Origin of the sequence: Halalkaliarchaeum sp. AArc-CO (assembly GCF_024972735.1) — an archaeon.
Taxonomy (GTDB): Archaea; Halobacteriota; Halobacteria; order Halobacteriales; family Haloferacaceae; genus Halalkaliarchaeum.
Window position 1 is genome coordinate 1604135 of the sequence record NZ_CP087723.1, and the last position, 18165, is coordinate 1622299.

Annotated in this window: 15 protein-coding genes; 7 read left to right on the plus strand and 8 right to left on the minus strand. The window is 58.8% G+C overall.

All coding sequences use genetic code 11. From position 1 onward, the window contains the following. Positions 1-11 precede the first annotated feature (11 nt). Positions 12-1157, minus strand: a complete 1146-nt coding sequence (locus tag AArcCO_RS08645; protein WP_259533021.1) for a hypothetical protein — start codon at positions 1155-1157, stop codon at positions 12-14. 74 nt (positions 1158-1231) lie between these two features. After that, positions 1232-1588, minus strand: coding sequence for a hypothetical protein (locus AArcCO_RS08650; RefSeq protein ID WP_259533022.1), 357 nt, complete (start codon positions 1586-1588; stop codon positions 1232-1234). A 673-nt stretch (positions 1589-2261) separates the two neighbouring features. Between AArcCO_RS08650 and AArcCO_RS08655 the strand changes: the two genes are divergently transcribed. Next, a complete protein-coding gene (locus tag AArcCO_RS08655; RefSeq protein WP_259533023.1) occupies positions 2262-4178 on the plus strand; it encodes an ASKHA domain-containing protein in 1917 nt (638 codons plus the stop codon). Positions 4179-4228: 50 nt separating this feature from the next. Here AArcCO_RS08655 and AArcCO_RS08660 read toward each other — a convergent pair whose 3' ends face one another. From AArcCO_RS08660 to AArcCO_RS08675, 4 genes are all read right to left on the minus strand, one after another. Then, positions 4229-5527 carry a uroporphyrinogen decarboxylase family protein gene (locus AArcCO_RS08660; RefSeq protein WP_259533024.1) on the minus strand — a complete coding sequence of 433 codons (1299 nt, stop codon included), beginning with the start codon at positions 5525-5527 and terminating at the stop codon, positions 4229-4231. Between the two features lie 280 nt (positions 5528-5807). Then, positions 5808-7082: a uroporphyrinogen decarboxylase family protein gene (locus AArcCO_RS08665; protein WP_259533025.1), complete on the minus strand. Its 1275-nt coding sequence runs from the start codon at positions 7080-7082 to the stop codon at positions 5808-5810. 78 nt (positions 7083-7160) lie between these two features. Continuing rightward, entirely contained in the window at positions 7161-8492 is a 1332-nt protein-coding gene (locus AArcCO_RS08670) for an MFS transporter (protein WP_259533026.1), read from the minus strand. 173 nt (positions 8493-8665) lie between these two features. Beyond that, the gene (locus AArcCO_RS08675; protein WP_259533027.1) at positions 8666-9514 is read right to left on the minus strand and encodes a dihydropteroate synthase; all 849 of its coding nucleotides are present in this window, start codon (positions 9512-9514) and stop codon (positions 8666-8668) included. Between the two features lie 268 nt (positions 9515-9782). On the opposite strand from AArcCO_RS08675, the gene AArcCO_RS08680 reads away from it, so the two are divergent. The 3 genes from AArcCO_RS08680 (at position 9783) to AArcCO_RS08690 (ending at position 12316) form a co-directional block, all read left to right on the plus strand. Further along, positions 9783-10439 (plus strand): cobalamin B12-binding domain-containing protein, encoded by a 657-nt coding sequence (locus tag AArcCO_RS08680; RefSeq protein ID WP_259533028.1) that lies wholly within the window; start codon positions 9783-9785, stop codon positions 10437-10439. A gap of 82 nt (positions 10440-10521) precedes the next feature. Beyond that, a complete protein-coding gene (locus tag AArcCO_RS08685) occupies positions 10522-11352 on the plus strand; it encodes a DUF1638 domain-containing protein (RefSeq protein WP_259533029.1) in 831 nt (276 codons plus the stop codon). A gap of 178 nt (positions 11353-11530) precedes the next feature. Next, positions 11531-12316, plus strand: coding sequence for an IclR family transcriptional regulator (locus tag AArcCO_RS08690; RefSeq protein WP_259533030.1), 786 nt, complete (start codon positions 11531-11533; stop codon positions 12314-12316). A 988-nt stretch (positions 12317-13304) separates the two neighbouring features. Here AArcCO_RS08690 and AArcCO_RS08695 read toward each other — a convergent pair. Together AArcCO_RS08695 and AArcCO_RS08700 are read right to left on the minus strand one after the other, a co-directional pair. Further along, positions 13305-14009 (minus strand): ABC transporter ATP-binding protein, encoded by a 705-nt coding sequence (locus tag AArcCO_RS08695; RefSeq protein ID WP_259533031.1) that lies wholly within the window; start codon positions 14007-14009, stop codon positions 13305-13307. Next, the gene (locus tag AArcCO_RS08700; RefSeq protein WP_259533032.1) at positions 14006-14734 is read right to left on the minus strand and encodes an ABC transporter ATP-binding protein; all 729 of its coding nucleotides are present in this window, start codon (positions 14732-14734) and stop codon (positions 14006-14008) included. The genes AArcCO_RS08695 and AArcCO_RS08700 overlap by 4 nt, the downstream gene beginning before the upstream one ends. Before the next feature lie 334 nt (positions 14735-15068). Here AArcCO_RS08700 and AArcCO_RS08705 point away from each other — a divergent pair, with 334 nt between their 5' ends. Genes AArcCO_RS08705 through AArcCO_RS08715 form a run of 3 tightly spaced genes read left to right on the plus strand, consistent with a single transcriptional unit; the run spans position 15069 to position 18091 of the window. After that, positions 15069-16193 carry an ABC transporter substrate-binding protein gene (locus AArcCO_RS08705; protein ID WP_259533033.1) on the plus strand — a complete coding sequence of 375 codons (1125 nt, stop codon included), beginning with the start codon at positions 15069-15071 and terminating at the stop codon, positions 16191-16193. Positions 16194-16253: 60 nt separating this feature from the next. After that, positions 16254-17114: a branched-chain amino acid ABC transporter permease gene (locus AArcCO_RS08710; RefSeq protein ID WP_259533034.1), complete on the plus strand. Its 861-nt coding sequence runs from the start codon at positions 16254-16256 to the stop codon at positions 17112-17114. Further along, a complete protein-coding gene (locus AArcCO_RS08715; RefSeq protein ID WP_259533035.1) occupies positions 17111-18091 on the plus strand; it encodes a branched-chain amino acid ABC transporter permease in 981 nt (326 codons plus the stop codon). Before AArcCO_RS08710 ends, AArcCO_RS08715 begins: the two co-directional genes overlap by 4 nt. The last annotated feature ends 74 nt before the right edge of the window (positions 18092-18165 follow it).

The window sequence follows — 18165 nt, forward strand, 5'->3', positions numbered from 1 at the left end:
CGCCCGCCGTCTCAGCTCTCGGAGAACAGTTCGTCGTACTCGCGATACTGATCCATCGGCCCGGCATCGGTGATCGCGTCCTCGATCCACGGTTCCTCTTCCCCGGAGTGTTCCTCGACGAGACTTCGGAACTCCTCGACTGTCACGGGGTCGTCGAGTTCGTTCATCGCACGGAACACGTCGAACAGGGTGTATTCGCCGTCGCTGCCGTCCCGAACCGCAGCGTCGACGGCGTACAGGAGGCGGGGTCCCCTGGTGTAATCGACGCTTTCGCCGTTCCAGGTCAACGGCTCGGACAACGTCGCGTCGGGATGTTCGGGAAGGGATTCGAGTCGACTCCGCACGTCGTCGTCGGTGACTTCCTCGTACTGCTCGGCCATGATTCGATACGAGAGGTATTCCGCGCTGGCTTCGGTGAACCAGACCATTTCGGTTTCCGCGTCGTATCCCTGGCGGAGATGAACGTACTCGTGTAACCAGACGCTCCCGACGTGGCCGTCCCAGAATTGCGGGACGGTTACGTACGCGGTCCCGTCGGCGTACGTTGCACCTCGGTGCGGAAGCGCGTCCGGGGCGAGGACGATCGTGGCGTCTGTCCCGTGGGGCCCGAGATCGTACGGGGAGACAAACTCCGCGAGGAAATACGACTTCAGTTGGGAATCCGCGTCCATACCCGCCGGGACGACGACGGTGACGGTTGCGTTTCCGGCATCCCGACTGGATACGGAAAGGTTGCCCACCAACGCTTTATCGCCGACGGTCACGATCCCGGACTCGGGATCGCCGGCTGCGGTTTCGAGCGCCGGCGGCAAGAGGCTTCTGTCGACGACGACCCATCCCGCCCTGGCGTCTATCAGCCGGGGATCGACGTCGTCGACGACGAGCCGATCGGAACTACCTGATTCGGTGCGGTACTCGATCGTGACAGTTCCCTGTTCGGAGGCTTCGACAGTCGGACTCGGGCCGTCGGATTCCGAGCTATCGAGGACGGCACCAGGCGTGACCGCCGCGAACGGACCGCTACCCAGTGCGGTTGCGACGACCACAGCTACCGCGACAAACACGATGGCCGAAACCACGATACGTGGCAGGGGAACGGATGCTCGGGACCCACCACAGTCGAGTTCGGTTCGACCACTCGTGTTCCGTCCTGCCATCGTTCCGTGAACTGTAGCCCGTTCGAAAGAATAAGCGTTGGCCTTTCGTGGGTCAGGCCGGAGACGCTCGTCGGTCAGGACGACCGCATGAGTGGATAGCTCGCCCAAAACAGGGTCACGACAATGTAAATCGCCCCGACGACGCTCGCGACGTTGGTCGCTCCGAACAGCCCGATTGCGGCGACCCACGCGAGACCCGCAGTAAACGCCGTGAGCCGGATCGTTCGCCGTTCGGTCTGCTCGAAGTGTTTCCGAACGATACGCCTGACGGCGTCCGTCCTCGACACTCCCGAGTGTGACGCGTACGCCTCGATCTCCTCGATTGTGGCCTCGGAAAACTCCAGTTCCACCTCCACGTCTACTGGAACGTCGGGGTCGGCCGGTTCTCCCCGCTCTTCACTCGCCTGGGATTCGGCGTTGACAGTGCTCATACGTTGCTCTCAGCTCCAGCACACTGGAAATCAACTGGAAACCGACCCCCGTCGTCCGGCTGTTTTCCCTGGGCAGATATTTGGTAGTTATTAGCACACATATCCCCCGATACTCCGACAGACAAAATAAATGGTGGGTACGATACTAATATTCTGAAAACGCGAACTACTGCTGGTCGCTGTTAGGCGGGACGAGATTGCGGTGAGCGCTTTCGTGAACTACTCGATTGCCTACGATAAACGCTGACTCGGGACGGTTGATATAGTGATATGTAGTGTTTACATATTAAAAATAAATAATACATGTTATAGTACTGATAAGACTTCCACAATCTATCATTTTCGAATCCAATTAAATCTATTCACTAATAAATTAGAAAGTATAGCTCCCCCTGGCATCAGATCGGTGTCGGAACTGTTAGAACGTCATTTATCCTCATGCATCCTTACTCGGACCCGAGCTCACCTTCTTGTCGCTACGACGACGGAGTTGTTGGGTGCCTGCATATAAATATCTGATAGATTATTATTCGTCAAACCTATCTATTATATTGTAGTTTATTAGTCGCAAGAATGTTGGATCGATACGGATCGAAATCCAGTCCAGTTTTCGAGACAGTGTGGTCTCCCTCCAGTCACCAACTTCATTAGACCCTTGTCCGTATCCCACTACATGGCACAAGAGCCTGTCGTGTCTTTCAGCCCGTGGGAAGTCAACGTCGAGACAGAATCCGGCCGAACACTGCTGGAAGTCGCAGACGGGATGAACGGACGAATCGAGGCTCTCTGTGGGGGTAACGGATTGTGTGGAACGTGTGCGGTACAGGTAACTGACGGTGCCGACAACCTCTCACCGATGACCGACGAGGAGCGAACGGTTCTGTCGGAAGAACAGTTGGCGGACGGGTATCGACTGGGCTGTCGTGCGGTAGTAGACGGTGACGTCTCGGTTCACGTCCCGGCGTCTTCACGAAGTGAGGGAGAGATCGTGATGACCGAGGGCGTAGAGATGGACGTCGATCTCGCTCCTCACGTCCGTCTGTACCGTCTGGAATTCGACGCGCCGACTCTGGAAGACAACATTGCGGATCGCGAACGCGTCCTCGCAGCACTCGAACGTGACTACGGGATCGACGTCACGGAGGTGGATCGCCTCGCGATGACGGATCTCCCGTCTCGAATCCGCGAACGAGCGGACGACGGGACCCTCCAGTGTACCGCCATCGTGTACGACCGGGAGGAGCTGCTCTCGGTCGTCCCCGGGACTTCTCTGTCCGCATACGGGCTGGCGGTCGACATCGGCACGACGACCCTTGCGGTGTATCTAATCGACCTCAAGAGCGGCGAAATCGTGAGCGTCAGTTCTCAGATCAATCCTCAGAGCAGACACGGCGGCGACATCATCAGTCGTGTTCAGCACTCCCAGAAGCCGGACGGACGGGAAGAACTACAGTCGGAAATCGTCGAGGCAGTAAACGAGAGCATTGCCGAGGTGACCGAGGAGGCGGACGTCGCAACCGAGGAGATCTACGACGCCGTATTCGTCGGGAACACCGCGATGCATCACCTGTTTCTCGGCATCGACGCGAGCGCGGTCGCGGCCAACCCATACGTGCCAGCGATGCAGTCGTCGACGGCAGTGAAAGCTCGGGAGTTAGGTCTCGATATCCACCGGTCGTCGTATCTGTCATGGCTTCCGATCATCGGCGGCTGGGTAGGTCCCGACTTCGTCGCGGACATCCTCGCTGCGGGACTGCTCGATCGGTCCGACACTGTGGTCTGTATCGACATCGGCACGAACGGCGAGATCGCGGTCTATGACGGCGAGCAGGCGTGGGTAGCCTCGGCTCCGGCCGGGCCAGCACTCGAAGGAGCGGAGATCTCTCACGGAATGCGAGCCAAACCCGGAGCGATCGAGGCGGTGTCACTCGACCCCGAAACCTGGGACCCCACTCTCGAGGTCATCGACGACGAGAAGCCGATCGGGATCTGTGGATCCGGGATCGTCGATGTCGTCGCCCAGCTGTTCCTCGTTGGGGCGATCAACCGTCGGGGACGCCTGGTCGATCCCGAGAACGGGCGTGGTCGCATCAGAGAGACGGACGGGGGCGACCGGGAGTTCGTCCTCGTCGAGGCCGACGCGTCGGGCAACGGATCCTCGATCGTGGTCTCCCAGGAGGACATCCGCGACATCCAGAACGCCAAGGCGGCCATCCAGACCGGCACGAGTGTTCTGCTTTCGGAGGCGGGAATCGAAGACGTCGATCGGCTGGTGATGGCCGGAGGCTTCGGCAACTATCTCGATCCCGAGTCTGCGAAGCTGCTCGGAATGTACCCACGGGTCGATGCGGATCGGGTGGAGTTCCTGGGTAACGCCGCCGGTCACGGAGCGATCTACGCCCTGCTCGACGGCGACGCCAGAGCCGAAGCCGAACGGATCGTCGAGGAGGTCGACTACGTCGAACTCGCCGCCTGGGACGGGTTCCACGACGAGTTCATGGAAGCGATGTATCTCCCCCACCGGAACCTGGAGGCGTATCCCGAGGTGAAAGCCAGACTCGCTGACGTCGACGCCGATCGCTCCCTGTGAGGTACCGACTAACACGTACCGGGAGCTCCAAAAATTCGAAACCCGAGGGCCTAACAGTACTTTCTGGGTGCCTCGATCATCGCCCGCACGTTTTCTGGCTTCGCCTCGTCCATCGCGACGCCGGGCGCCAGGATGAACCCGTCGGGGCCGACGTCTTCGATGAGTTCACGACAGTATGCGTCGACGTCCTCCGGCTCTTTGGTGTTGAGAAGCGAGCTGTGGACGTTGCCCGCGATCGCTGCCCGGTCGCCAAGCGCCTCCTTCGCGTCGCGCATGTCGGTCCGGTCGAACTGCCAGACGACGTTCCCGTCCGGCTGATCGGCGATCGCCTCGAGTCGGTCGTCGTAGCTCCCCTCCGCGAACAGCCAGGGGACGAGTCCGGCGTCGGTGAGTGCGTCGATCACATCCCGGAGCTGCGGCCAGTAGAACGTCCGGAACTCCTCGTCCGACATGAACCCGTCGGCCCCCTTGTGCAGGGGAATAAACACCAACGGATTCCCGGCGGCCTGCGCCGAGCGGATCCCCATCTCGATCATCGTCGGGGTGAGACTGTCGACGGCTTCCTCGAGCACGTCGGGTTGCCGCTTGAGGTCCATCGCGATCCCTTTTGTTCCCCGAAGTGTATCCCCGAGAGTGTCGTAGGGTGCTTTGGTGAAGCCACCGAACGACCGGGGATACCCGGATCGAATGACCTCCTCGACGGTTCCGCCGACGATCTCTTGCCATCGAAGCGCCTCCTCGCCGGCGTCCATGAGCGTCTCGAGGGCCTCCTGGACGTCGGGCAATCCGAACGGGATCGCCATGAAGTGAATGCTCGGAATCTCGACGAGATCGGTGAAGTGTGGTAGCTTCCGGAACGGTTCGAGCGCACCGACGATTTCCGGGATGTAGTGGCGTAGCCAGAAGTCGGTCGGATCCTGAAGGAGCTGTTCGTAGTCGTCCGGACCCATGTATTCCTTTTCGAGCGCCTGATATCCCGTATCGGGGGACGCGCCGTCCCCCGGCCAGGCGTACAGGTTGTAATCCAGCATCTCGAGCATCTTCGCTGACGGGAGCAACGCGGCCGACAGCTGGTGGCAGTCGGGCTCGAGATCGTACACTGTCTCCTCGAGCGCAGCGGCGAGCGCTGCCGCGTCGTTCATCGCTGTTTCAGGCGTGATCCCCGCATGAAACACCGGATAGAAGGTGGCGCTGAGCGCAGTGGGGATCCGATCCGGCTCTTCGCCCCGAATGGCGGCCGCGAACCGGCCCGTGCGTTCCCGGTAGGCGTCCCGTGCCGCCTCGTCCTCGAAGTCGATTCCCACTCCGTTCTCCCAGTTCTCCAGTGTGACGTCGTGTTCCGGTTTCATGAGTTGCTGTCGTCGAGTCGGGTACGTTCGGTAACTCCGCGGTTCGGAGAGATGACATCCCAATCCGACAGTCGATCGTCGTTCATGGTAGTTCCCGACAGTTGTTCTTTGTTGGGGCGGAACTTATACTTTCACCTGACGTTTTTACTGCAAGACTGGTGACTGAGAGCTGATCTCTCGACTGATGGGTCCATCCAGCGTGAAACGGCCGATCACGTCGGGTCTGCCGGACGAGGGGGCTACCGGACGACGACCCGAAACGAAGAGGAAAAACCCGATCCTACTTCACGGAGTCGACCAGCGCGTGGATGTTCTCCGCGGGCGCCCGGTAGACGGTCGCACCGGGGGTGAGGATGAAGCCGTCGGGGCCGACGTCCTCGATAAGCCCCTCACAGTACTCCGTGACCTTCTCGGGCGAGCCGGTCTTCAGGACGCCAGTGGGAACGTTGCCGGCGACGGCCGCCTGATCCCCGAGCACGTCCTTCGCGCGACGGATATCTGTCTGATCGAAGTGCCAGACGACGTTTCCGCCCTCGGGATGGTCGTCGGCGAGGATCTCCAGCCGGTCGTCGTAGCTCCCTTCCGCGAACATCCACGGGACGTACCCCTCCTCGAGTACGCCTTCCATCACTTCCTTCAGAGTTGGCCAGTAGAACTCCCGGAAGTCGTCTTTCGACATGAACGAGTCGGCACCCTTGTGGAGCACGAACATGACGATGGGAACGCCGGTCGATTTCGGCCCGCCGACTGCGAGGTCGGTCATCATCGGAACGAGCGCCTCCGATGCCTGTTTGAGTTTTTCGGGTCGCTTGCGCATGTCGATCATCGTCTTTCGGGTGCCACGGAGGGTGTCGCCGATCATGTCGAACGGTGCCTTCGCGTACCCCCCGGAGGCCGAGGGATACCCCTTCGCGTTTGCCTCTCCCGACACGGAGCCGACCTCCATCTGCCACCGGACGGCTTCGTCGCCGGCTTCCTTCAGCGTGTCCAGCGCGCTCTGGACCTCCGGGTCCCCGAACGACAGCATCATCGCGTTCGCGAACGGGAGTTCCGACGCGGTCGCGAGCTGTGGGATCTTCGAGAGCCCTTCCGCCTCCCCGAACACGCGCGGGAGATACTTGCGGAGGAAGTACGCGTCAGGGTTCTCGATGATGTCGTCGTACTCGTCGGGCTTGAGATACTCGTCTTCGACCGCCTGGTAGGCGACGTCTTCCTCCAGACCGTCACCCGGCCAGTTGTACAGCTTGTAATCGAGGATGTCGAAGATCTTCCCCGACGGGATCGGCATCACCGGATTGTTGTCCGGGTCGAACGCGTCGATGAACTCTCGATAGGCGCGTTTCGCCTTTTCGCCGTCGTACATGAGCTCTTCGAACGTGACGTCCGCGAAGTGGCCCGCGAGGTAGCCGGCCCTGACCTGCACCGGAACCCGATCCGGTTCCCCACGTTCGATCGCGGTCTTCATGCGGCCAGCACGGGCCTTGTACGCTTCCTCGGCCTCTTCGCTCTCGAATTCGATACCTTCGCCTGATGCCCACGACTCGAGGCTTACCATATCCGTTCGGACCTACCGAAGGTATCCATTTAGTCTTTTCTCAAAAGGCTGAAGCAGCGATAACCCAGCGCTACCGCGTTACTTGCCCTTCGCCTTGCTGACTCGGAGTCCGTACAACGACAGCCCAGTAGAGAGGAGCCGCAACGCGACTGCGAGCGCGAGTGCGAGCGCGTATCCTCCCCAGAGGTCGTTGATGTACGCCATCACGGTCGGGCCGAGCACGATCCCGGTCCCGACGGAGAAGGCGTTGATGTAGCTCATCACCATGCCGATGTTCTTCCGGCCGAACAGATGTGGAACCGCGGCGTAATGGACAGCAGGTTCGCCGCCGAAGAAGAAGAACATCACTGCACCGACACCGAGAATGAGATACAGGTTCGTGTAACCGAAGTAGAACACCCCGATCAGCACCGCAGGGATACCGTAAATGAACGGGAGCGTCCGCCAGGGGCCGCCGAGCCGGTCCATCAGGTCGCCCCAGACGTACGCACCGACCGCAGTGAGCAGCCCAGTGAGCGACAGGAAGGTCGGAACTAGCCAATCGGCAACGTACGCTTCACTGTACCCACCGATGGTCAGTCCCTCGATCATGATCGTGGAGATGTTCTGGAGCAGGCCCATGTACGAGAAGGCCGCGCCCATCATTGCGAAGTAGAGGATCCAGAACTCCTTCATCTTCACCGCCTCCCCGATCGTAACCCCCTCCTCTTCGATCCGGTCTTCACCGTCGTCTTCCGCTCCGGAATCCTCTTCGGAAGCCGCGTCCGAGGACATCGCCTCGTCGGTTTCCCCGTCATCGGCCCCGTCGTCGTCCTCGTCGTCGAGAGACGCCGAAAGCACACCGGAATCGATCTCCTCTTGGGTCGGGTTCCGCCACAGTACGACGCCGACGATGACGACCACGGCCGCACCGACGATACCGATCAGCAGGAACAGGTCGTAGCCGAACCCAATGTAAGCGATCAGGCCCGCAACGATCGGCGCGAGGGCAACGCGTCCCAGCGGGTCGCCCATGTTGATGATACCCATTGCCCGACCCATTCTGTCGCCCCGGTACCACCTCGACAGTGTGGGAACTGCGGTTCCAGCGGTCATTCCCACCCCGATACCGGTGAGGAAGCTACCCGCGTAGTAGAACCACTGCGCCTCCGCCCAGCTGTCGATCGCGAACATCGACGCGAGCAGCAACATCCCGACGAAGAACGACGCAGCCGCGATCGCAAACGGAATTTTCGGCGTTTCCAGGTAATCCAGGATCGTTCCAGCGATCGGCGGCCCGATCACCATCACACCGACACCGACGGCGGAGGCACCCGCCGCGAGAGGTGCGACCGTATCTAGCCCGTAAACGTTCTGTAGATACGGATAAAACAGTGACCAGATCCCGAGATACGCCAGTATGAATCGCAAACCGGTGCCTGATGCCGGATAGAACCAGCGTCTATCTGGACCTACTCCTCGCTTAAGTATGGACATGTCTAACTCGAACCTCCATCCGCAAAACTAGAGGGATAGTAATTATACTTTTTGGCATCAGGACGCTGTCTCCCCGAAAAAGGCTGTTCCCACCGCGGGAACAGGAACTATCGGCCGCGGTAATAGCCGAGATACCGCGTCGCGTAGTCGTCGCGACCCATCGCGAGGTCGGCGACCAGCGCGGTTTCCTTCGCGGATTCGGCGTGAATGATCGGCACGTTCAGTCCGGCGTTGACCGCCATCGCGAAGAAGACGTTGTTGATCAGTTCCCTGTTGGGGAGTTCGAAGGAGACGTTGCTCAGACCGAGCGTGATGTTGTTGCCCAGTTCGTCGCGGACTTTCTCCATGGTGTCGAGAGTGACGCGACCGGCCTCCGAATCGGTAGACAGCGGAAGCGCCGCACAGTCGACGATCACGTCCTCTTCAGGAATATCGTGTTCGGCCGCGCGTGCGAGAATCGTTTCGGCGATCTGGAACCTCGTTTCCGCGTCGTTCGGGATCCCGTCGTCGTCCATCGTCAGGCCGATAACAGCCGTCTCGTACTCGGCTACGAGCGGAAGGATCGTTTCGAGCGACTCCTGTTCACCGTTGACCGAATTGACGACTGGTTTACCGGGACAAACCTGGAGCGCCTCCTCGAGGGCGTCGGCGTCCTCGTAGTTCGTGTCGATCACGATCGGCACGTCCACCGCGTCCGCAACGGTTTCGACCGCCTTCGGGAGGATTTCGTCTTTGTCTACCCCGTCGGCGTCGACGTTGACGTCGATCAGGTCTGCACCGTTTTCGACCTGTTCCACTGCCAGTTCGCGTACCGGCTCCATGTTCCCCTCGGAAAGCGCCGCAGCCAGATCGGAATCCGGTCGCGGATTGATGCGTTCGCCGATGAGATGAACCTGTTCGGTTCGGTCGAGAGTGATCGGGTCGCCGGCACCTTGTACGGTTGTCTGTAGTGACATACTACCCGGTTAAAATGACACCGCGCGCCAGTAAAAGGATTGTGCTACGTGTGACAACCACAATCGAGAGCCAGTCTAGCGCACGGAGAACGCCTTGACTGACGACAAAGTGATACCCGTGCGTGCGATTGTCACCAAGCGATCCATCTCCCCCGAAGAAACAATCCTGATTGTAATAATTAAACTCAAGATGTACGAAACGGCCATCTCAGGCCGTGAGACCCGCAATCTTTAAGGAATCCCACTTTGACGTTTCAACTGGTTACCGATGTCAGACGAATTTGTGCAAGCGCTGGCTGATCTCGAGGAGGAGAAAGCAGTAGAAATGGCCGAAGAACGTCTGGAGGCCGGCGAAGACCCGCTCGATATCCTCGACGATCTGAAGGCGGGAATGGCGATCGTCGGCGACCGGTACGAGGCGGAAGACTACTTCATACCCGACCTCATGTACGCGGGCGACATCATCGAGCAGGTATCCGAGATCCTCCAGACAGAGATGCCCGACGCCGACGAGGAAGATCCGGTTGGCGTCGTCGTCCTGGGCACCGTCAAGGACGACATCCACGACATCGGGAAGGACCTCGTGTACTTCATGTTCGATCTGAACGGGTTCGAAGTCCACGACCTGGGGATCGACGTCCCCGTGCAGGACTTCGTCGACGCCGTCGAGGAGCACGATCCCGACATCCTCGCGTTGAGTGGATTCCTGACCGCGGCGTTCGACTCGATGCAGGAGACCGTCGACGCGCTCGAGGAGGCGGGACTCATCGAGGAACACAACGAGGACGGGCTTCGAGAAGGAGTGAAAGTGATGATCGGCGGCGGACAGATCACCGACGACGTCTGCGAGTACGTGGGAGCTGACGGCTACGAAACCGACGCACCGGGCGGCGTCAATCTGGCGAAAGAGTGGCTCGATGCGTGATCCCACGGCTGTAGTGAACTGACCGGCGTTCATTCGGTACCGGTACGAACGCTTATTTTATCGCCCGACAAATCACCGGGCAATGCTCGGTATCGTCGCCTGTGAAACGCTGTATGACGAACTTCGGCGGTCGGCTCCCGACGCCGTGATCGAACTGATCCCCCAGTGGTACCACGAGTTTCCGATTCACGCTCCCGAATCGGAACGGATACACGACGCGATCCAAGAGCGAATCCGGACACTCGAGGAGGCGGGAGTCGACGAAATCCTGGTGTTGTATCACGATCCCGATGGCGTTGCCGGGATTCGAACCTCCGACGTGCCCCTGTACGTCCATCACGGCGGCGATTGCATCGAACTATTTCTCACCGATCGTCCGAAGGGCCCTCACGGGGAACGGAAGGCTGCGGGAACGTACTACCTGACCAGGGGCTGGATCGACGTGGGACTGGACTGTTATAAAGTGTACAAGGCGTACGCGGGCGAGCTCGACGAGGTAACCGATCGATTCGAGGAGGCAATGGAGAGACATCCGGACCTGCGCGTGACCTGGCCCCGAAGCGAACGGATCGAACAGGCCACGGCACGGAGCGAGAGCATGCGAACTCCTCCGGAAACACTCGTCCGTGACGTCGTCAGCTGCTATCACCACGTCGTGCTTCTGGATACGGGGAACCTCTACCCGTTCCATCAAAAGTATGCCGAGGAGTTTTGCGAGTTCGTCGCCGAAGTCGGCGGCGACGATTCCCCGTCGGCAAGCGTCTCCCTTTCGGTGATGAACGGCGATCACCTTCGTCTCGAACAGATCCTCGATACCCCAGACACGGCTCGCGACGTGGAACGGTACGCGGCTGGAACGCCCGTCCCGGAGCCGACGAAGGCGGCTCCGCTCTCCGAATCGCTCGCCGAGTGAACGTCAGCCGTTCGATCATACAGAATCCCTCCGGTGTCCCCGAAAGTGAGGAGAAAACGCTACGGACACGACAACCCAGCCGGTGGACTTCTGACTTCTTCCCGGTTTCCAATACGGCTTCAGTCGACTGATTCCTGTGTGAAAAAGACTTTAACTGTTACTCATGAACATCGCAGCTATGAGCCGAAACGGGATCCGGGCGATCGATCGTATGTTCGATATCGTCGAACACATTCAATACGTCGACGGTGCAGGCGTGTCGAAACTCGCGGAGGATCTGGGGATGGCAAAGAGCACGATCCACTCTCATCTTTCGACGCTCGAACGTCGCGGCTACGTCGTCCAGGACGAGGACAACAGCTATCACCTGAGTCTCCGATTCTTCGTACTGGGCGGTATCGTCCGCGAAAAGCGCACCGCGTACCGGCACGTGCGGCCACTCCTGAAGGAGATCGCCGAGGAGACCGGGGAGAGCGTGACTTACGTCGTCGAATCGGACGGGAAGATGGTCTTCATGGGAAACGAACGGGGCGAAGAAGGAATTCAGACCGACATCCACGCCGGGTTCTGTACCGAGCTCCATACGACTCCCGAAGGAAAGCTCATCCTGGCACATCTCCCCGAAGAGAAACGATCGCGACTCCTCGACCAGATCAAATTCCCGCTCAAAAACAGGATCGGACGAGCCTCGCTCACCGCCGAACTGGAACGGATTCGGGAGGACGGCTTCGCGTACGGGCGCGAGTCGATCGTCGAAAGCGTCGGCACTGTCGCGGCACCGATCGTGGACAACCAGGACCGGTTTCACGGCGCCGTCGTCGTCGCTGCACCGTCTCTCAGATTCGACGACGAACGCGTCGAAGAGATCGCCGAGATACTGCAGTACAAGATCGGGAAACTGAACATCAACATCACCTACCAGGACCTGACGTACCGAATCGAGAGCGACATCAAAACCCGGTGAAGAGCTCTTGTAACTACAAAATTCGACAGTGATGAACTGTTGTAATTTTAATACCATCTCGCGGCGCTCTCGACGGTGTTTGCGTGACAAAATTATGTTTGTAATTCCAACCGGCTGTGAGCGAGTGTGTCTCGACCGGAACCCTGGCCGGTTCGAGAACGAAATTCATGTCGTCGCGAGTACGCCGGTCGATTCGGAACACCTCTGTTGGGATCCGTCGCCGCCGCGTTGCATTACGCCATTATTTTTGTAATTTCACTCGTATTCGGTAGTGGTCCGTCTCCAGTACAGACCTGACACGGTCTCCGTTGAAAGAGAAGAGCTCCTCGATGCAACGGGTGAATGTTCGACATCGTCGGACCACGAGTTGGTCTCTCCAACGGTATTCCGCAAAAATCTCGGACTCGACAACTCTTGTAATCGTGTTCCTGCCGAAAACCGCCCAGAGCATGCCGATCGTGGAAAGCAACCGAAACAGTTGGTACCGCGACGGAGTTCCGTCCCAGGAATTTCGATCAGCAGGATCTGCGTTCTTTTCCCCGACAACGACATCCGTAATAACCCTCGAACTGTATCGACAACGTGTAGTTGGCACGTTTCACTCACGTCGAACAGATCTTCGATACCGTAGTGCCAAAATCTCTTTACGATGTGCTATTCCTTGCCCGTGGAGATCCATCCCGAACTCCGTGTCGTTCGTCGCGTTCCGACAGTGGGCGCTTGGATTCGGGACAGTATCTCGAGATTCAACAGTAGCTCGATGTAATACCTGAATGCCTTCAGATGATCCCCGCGAGTATTCGGAGAGTTTGTGTGGTGCAGTAAAGATAATCACCGTCGCCTATCTCTGGTACCAGCGCGGAACGTGGCGAGAGCGCGACCCGACTGACCCCGACCACGACGTAGGTACTGACTCCTCCCGGAAGACCGACTGACGACGAAAAACACGCTGAAGGGGCCTATTCTCGAGGAAGGCGAGTTCGGACGATCACCCGCTCAGATAACTTTCTTTGACGCGGTCGCTTTCGAGCAGCTCCTTTCCGGTCCCTTCCGTCGCGATGCGACCGTTTTCCAAGAGATACGCCCGATTCGCTAGATCGAGCGCCTGATCGACGTGCTGTTCGACCAAGACGACAGTGACGTCGTCGCTGATCTCGTCGACCTTCTCGAACACCCGGTTCGTCAGCTGGGGAGCGAGCCCTCCCGACGGCTCGTCAAGTGCGAGCACTTTCGGTTTGGCCATCAATCCCCGGCCGATCGCGACCATCTGCTGCTGTCCGCCGCTGAGGGTTCCCGCCTTCTGGTCGTTGCGCTCTTCGAGTATCGGGAACATCTCGTACACTTCCTCGAGAGTCTCTTCGAAGGTTTCGCGTTCGGTGTAGGCACCCATTTTGAGGTTCTCGTACACGGAAAGGTCGCCGAATAGGTTCCGCTCCTCGGAGACGTGGACGAACCCGCGTTCGACGATCTCGCTGGGGGATAAGTTACGACTGTCGGTTCCGAAAATTTCTACCGTACCGTCGGTCGGCGTAATGAGGCCCGACATCGTCTTGAGAAGCGTCGACTTCCCGGTGCCGTTCGGACCGACAATCGCGACGACCGAGTCGTCTTCGCGGATCTCGAGTGAGACGTCCCACAGTACCTGGAGGTCACCGTAGTGAACGTCGAGTTCGTCGACGGTGATTCCCGTCATGCTTCCACCTCGGTACCGAGGTACGCCTCCACAACCTGCTGATTCTGCTGGATCTCGTCGGGAGTTCCCTCGGCAATTTTCTGCCCCTGATTCAGCACGACGATCCGATCTGTCGATCCCATGATCGCGTCCATAACGTGCTCGATCCAGAAAACAGAGATTCCGAGCTCGTCTCGAATGCGGACCAGCGAGTCGGCCATTTCGAAGAGTTCAGTCGGCGTCAGGCCGCTCCCGATCTCGTCGACGAGAATAAGCTTCGGGTCGGAGGCTAACCCTCTCGCCAGTTCGAGAAACTTTCGATCGGCGAGAGTAAGACTCCCGGCGTGTTCGTCCTCTGTGGCCTCGATGTCGACGAATTCCAGACACTCGCGTGCGATCTGCTCGGCCTCGCTTCGGGACAGCGATTCCTGTCGCCCAAAGATCGCTCCGGCTGTGACGTTGTCGAGGACGGACAACTCGTTGAACGTCTGGGGAGTCTGGAAGGTACGAGCGATACCGAGCTTGGCGATCTGGTTGGGTTTCTTGCCGACCAACTCCTCACCCTGAAACTGTATCGAGCCTGCATTAGGGAGATGAACTCCCGTCAAAGTGTGGAAGAGAGTGGTTTTCCCCGCACCGTTCGGACCGATCAGCCCAACGATCTCCCCCTCGTCGATCGCGAGATCGACGTTGTCGACGGCAGTCAAGCCGCCGAACTCTTTGGTAACACCTGTAGCAGTCAGCATGATCGCTCGTTTCGACTATCGATATATAAATTGTCGGGTAGATCTATAACTCGGCAAGAAGGTCGACCGGAACGGCGCGTTTTCTCCCCACCACAAGATCAACCAGCCGTCTACTGATTCGGCGTAACTCCCCGAAAATAAGTCAAATAACCAACGTGAGAGCCGAGCAGCGTTCCAAATCCTGGTCCCGTGCCTGTTCCATAGCCAAACATTTATAATAAATTGGTATAGTGGCCCATACATGGGGAGTAGTAGCTACTCACACAGCCGACGGGCATATATGAAAGCTATCGGTGGAGTTTCAGCGCTCGGCACGGCTTCCTTGGCAGGATGTGTGGGGGAAGATTCGGACGATGTATTGATTGGAAACACCGCAGCGTTGTCCGGACCGATGTCGTCGTACGGCCCCTACATCCGGGATGGACTCGAATACGCGGCCCAGCAAATCAACGACGACGGTGGAGTCCTCGGGCGAGATCTCCGGATAGCGACGGAGGACAACGAATCCGATCCCGAAACCGCCGCAACGACGGCACTCCGGCAAATGGACGAAGGGGCCGTGGCGGTAACTGGGCCCGTGTTGAGCGACGTCTCCATCCGGGTGAGACACGAAACGGAAGCACAGCAGGTTCCGTTCCTCCCGATCCAGGGGGCATCACCCCGTCTACTGGACAAGGAGACCCGGTACACGTTCCGAGTCGGGGCACTGCCGGCACCGTACTACGCGAGAGCTACCGGCGAATTCGTAGAACATATCGGCGCAGATAACTACGCCGCGATCGTGGCTGATTACTCCTACGGCCACTCGTATCAGGAAGGAATCGAAGAGTTCGTGAAGTCGATCGACGGGCTGAACACGCAAGTCGAACTGGCTCCGGCCGGCGCGGACGACTTTTCCAGCCAGCTCCGGGCATTGCCGGACGATATCGAGTACATGGACCTCGGCGGTCACCCAGTCGGCATCTTCACGATCATTCCCCAGATGTGGGAGGTCGGACTCGATCCGGACGCCACGTCGGGTCCCGGGGATCCGTTGCCGATCTTTTATGACGCCCTCGGAGACGACATCGACAGAGGAATCACCCAGATCCACATGGTCGATCCGACGACGGACGAGTATGTAGACGTGGCCCAGCAATACTTCGAAGAAACCGGCGAGTTCTTCGATCCGTTCACCACGTTCGGATACGTCACGGCTCAACTCGTCGCGGAGGCCATCGAAGACGCCGGTGAAGCGGATCCACAGGCAGTTCGCGACGCCATCAGCGATATCCGTTTCGATTCGCTGCTCGCGTATCCGCTCGAATACAACGAGTGGGGTGAGCTAACGGAGTCCAAACTTCAGGTGCTAGAGTTCAACCTCGACTCCCCACCGTACTATCCAGACGGCGACTTCTACGTGGAATCCCTCTTCGAGACGGACACATTCGAACCGCTGGATCCCGATGAGTGGGAGTAGGGCGGCCCCGTGGTCGAAACGACGTGAGGACGGCGGGAACACAATCGGTAGGACACGACTATGGAACTGCTCACGACGCTGATCGAGATAACGATCGATGGAATCGGGAGGGGGATGCTGTGGGCGCTCCTCGGCGCCGGGATCACACTGGTGTTCGGACTGGGGGAGGTACTAAATCTGTCTCAGGGCGTGTTAGCAGTGGTCGGCGCGGCGGTGGTGTTCGAGATGACCAATATCGGCGTCCACGTCGTCCCCGCGGTCGTGATCGGCATCGTCGCGCTTGCGGTGTTGAGTTACGCGATCGATCAGGTCATTTTGAGCAGCGTCTATCGATCGGAAGGGGAAGAGCGGATCATGGTGGCGATCTTCGTCACTGTCGGTATCCTTCTCGCGCTCGAAGGGTTGATGTTCCAACGGTATCCGGGCAGTTTCTCGCTTCCCGGGGGGATTTCGAGCATCGACGTCGGTAGTGTGACGATACTCGGCGCGAGCATCCTGAACATCGCCGTCGGTGTGATCGTTATCTCACTTCTATTCATCTATCTGAATTACACGTATTCGGGGAATGCAGCCCGAACGATCGCCTCCGACGAGACAGGAGCGTATCTGTGTGGCGTTGACGTGCGGAGAATGAGAACAGTTATTTTCATATTGAGCGGAATGTTGGCCGCAATAGCCGGGATCCTCTACGGAATCGGGACCGAGATCTCGGTCGCGGCGGCGTTCGAACTGACCGTGTTTGCGCTCCTTGTGTCAATCGTCGGCGGCGTACGAGACGTCCGAGGAACGATCATGTCCGGTATCGGCCTGGGAGTGGTGTTCACTTACGCGAACTATTTCATCGGTAGCTACGTTGCGATGATCGCCCTGTTCCTGGCAGTCATGTTGACGATCGCGATCAGAAAGGAGGACACACTATGAGTGTGATCGACTACGTACGGGAGTTCACGAACGATAGAGGGAACGGTCGGCTACCCGAAATAGGGATCATTCTCGCGTTCTTCGCCGTCTTACCGCTTTTCGCCGCCAGTGGATACCTCCTGCGAGTATTTACGATCATCGTCGTCTTCGCACTGTTTACCGTCGCGTTGAACATCGTTTTTGGCCATACCGATCAGCTGTTCCTCTTCGTCGGCGGGCTCGCAGGGATGGGTGCATACACAACCGTTATCGCAGCGAACTCCGTTGGAACGACGCCGTGGATAACGCTCCCGCTGGGGGTCGCAATCGCCGGGATGATCGGCGGGACGGTCAGCTACGTTGCCGCAAAGCGGAAGTTCACCGTCATCCTGATCGCGATATTTACTCTCGCTCTCCAATTGACCATCATGGAGCTTCTTACGGGCGCGAGAGGGGTGACCGGCGGTAGCGTCGGAATGCCCGTTCAGGGAGTCGGCATACAGAGTGATATACAGTTTTACTATCTGTTTGTCGCCGTTCTGATCGGATTCCTCGTCGTGTACGCACGGATGATCGACTCCCGATACGGACTTGCGTTCGAAACGATAAGACAAGAAGAGCTCGCCGCGGAGGCAACTGGCGTCGACGTTGTCAGGTACAAGGTCATCGCCGGAACTGTCGGATCTCTAATGATTGGATTCGCCGGCGCGGTTTACGCGTTTTGGGCCGGATACATCTCCCCCGGGACGTTCTCGTTTTTGAGTATTGACGTACTCGTGTTGATCATGTTGACTCTGGGCGGGATGCGAACGCTGTCCGGACCAGTCATCGGTGCGATAGCGGTGGTCAGCATAGAGGAAATACTCGCGTCGTATCCCCAGTGGAGGCTCGTCATCTTCGGAACACTACTGATCGTCCTGTATCTCAATTTCCGTCAGGGGATCGTTCCGAACGTCAAGAGCGCGTATCGCGAGCGGTTCGCTTCCGAGAGTGGTTGATACAGCAGGCGACGGAGGAACCGCCAAATCCATTCCCGCGCTCTTGGTCGGTCGATAGTTGTATAGGGGGAGCG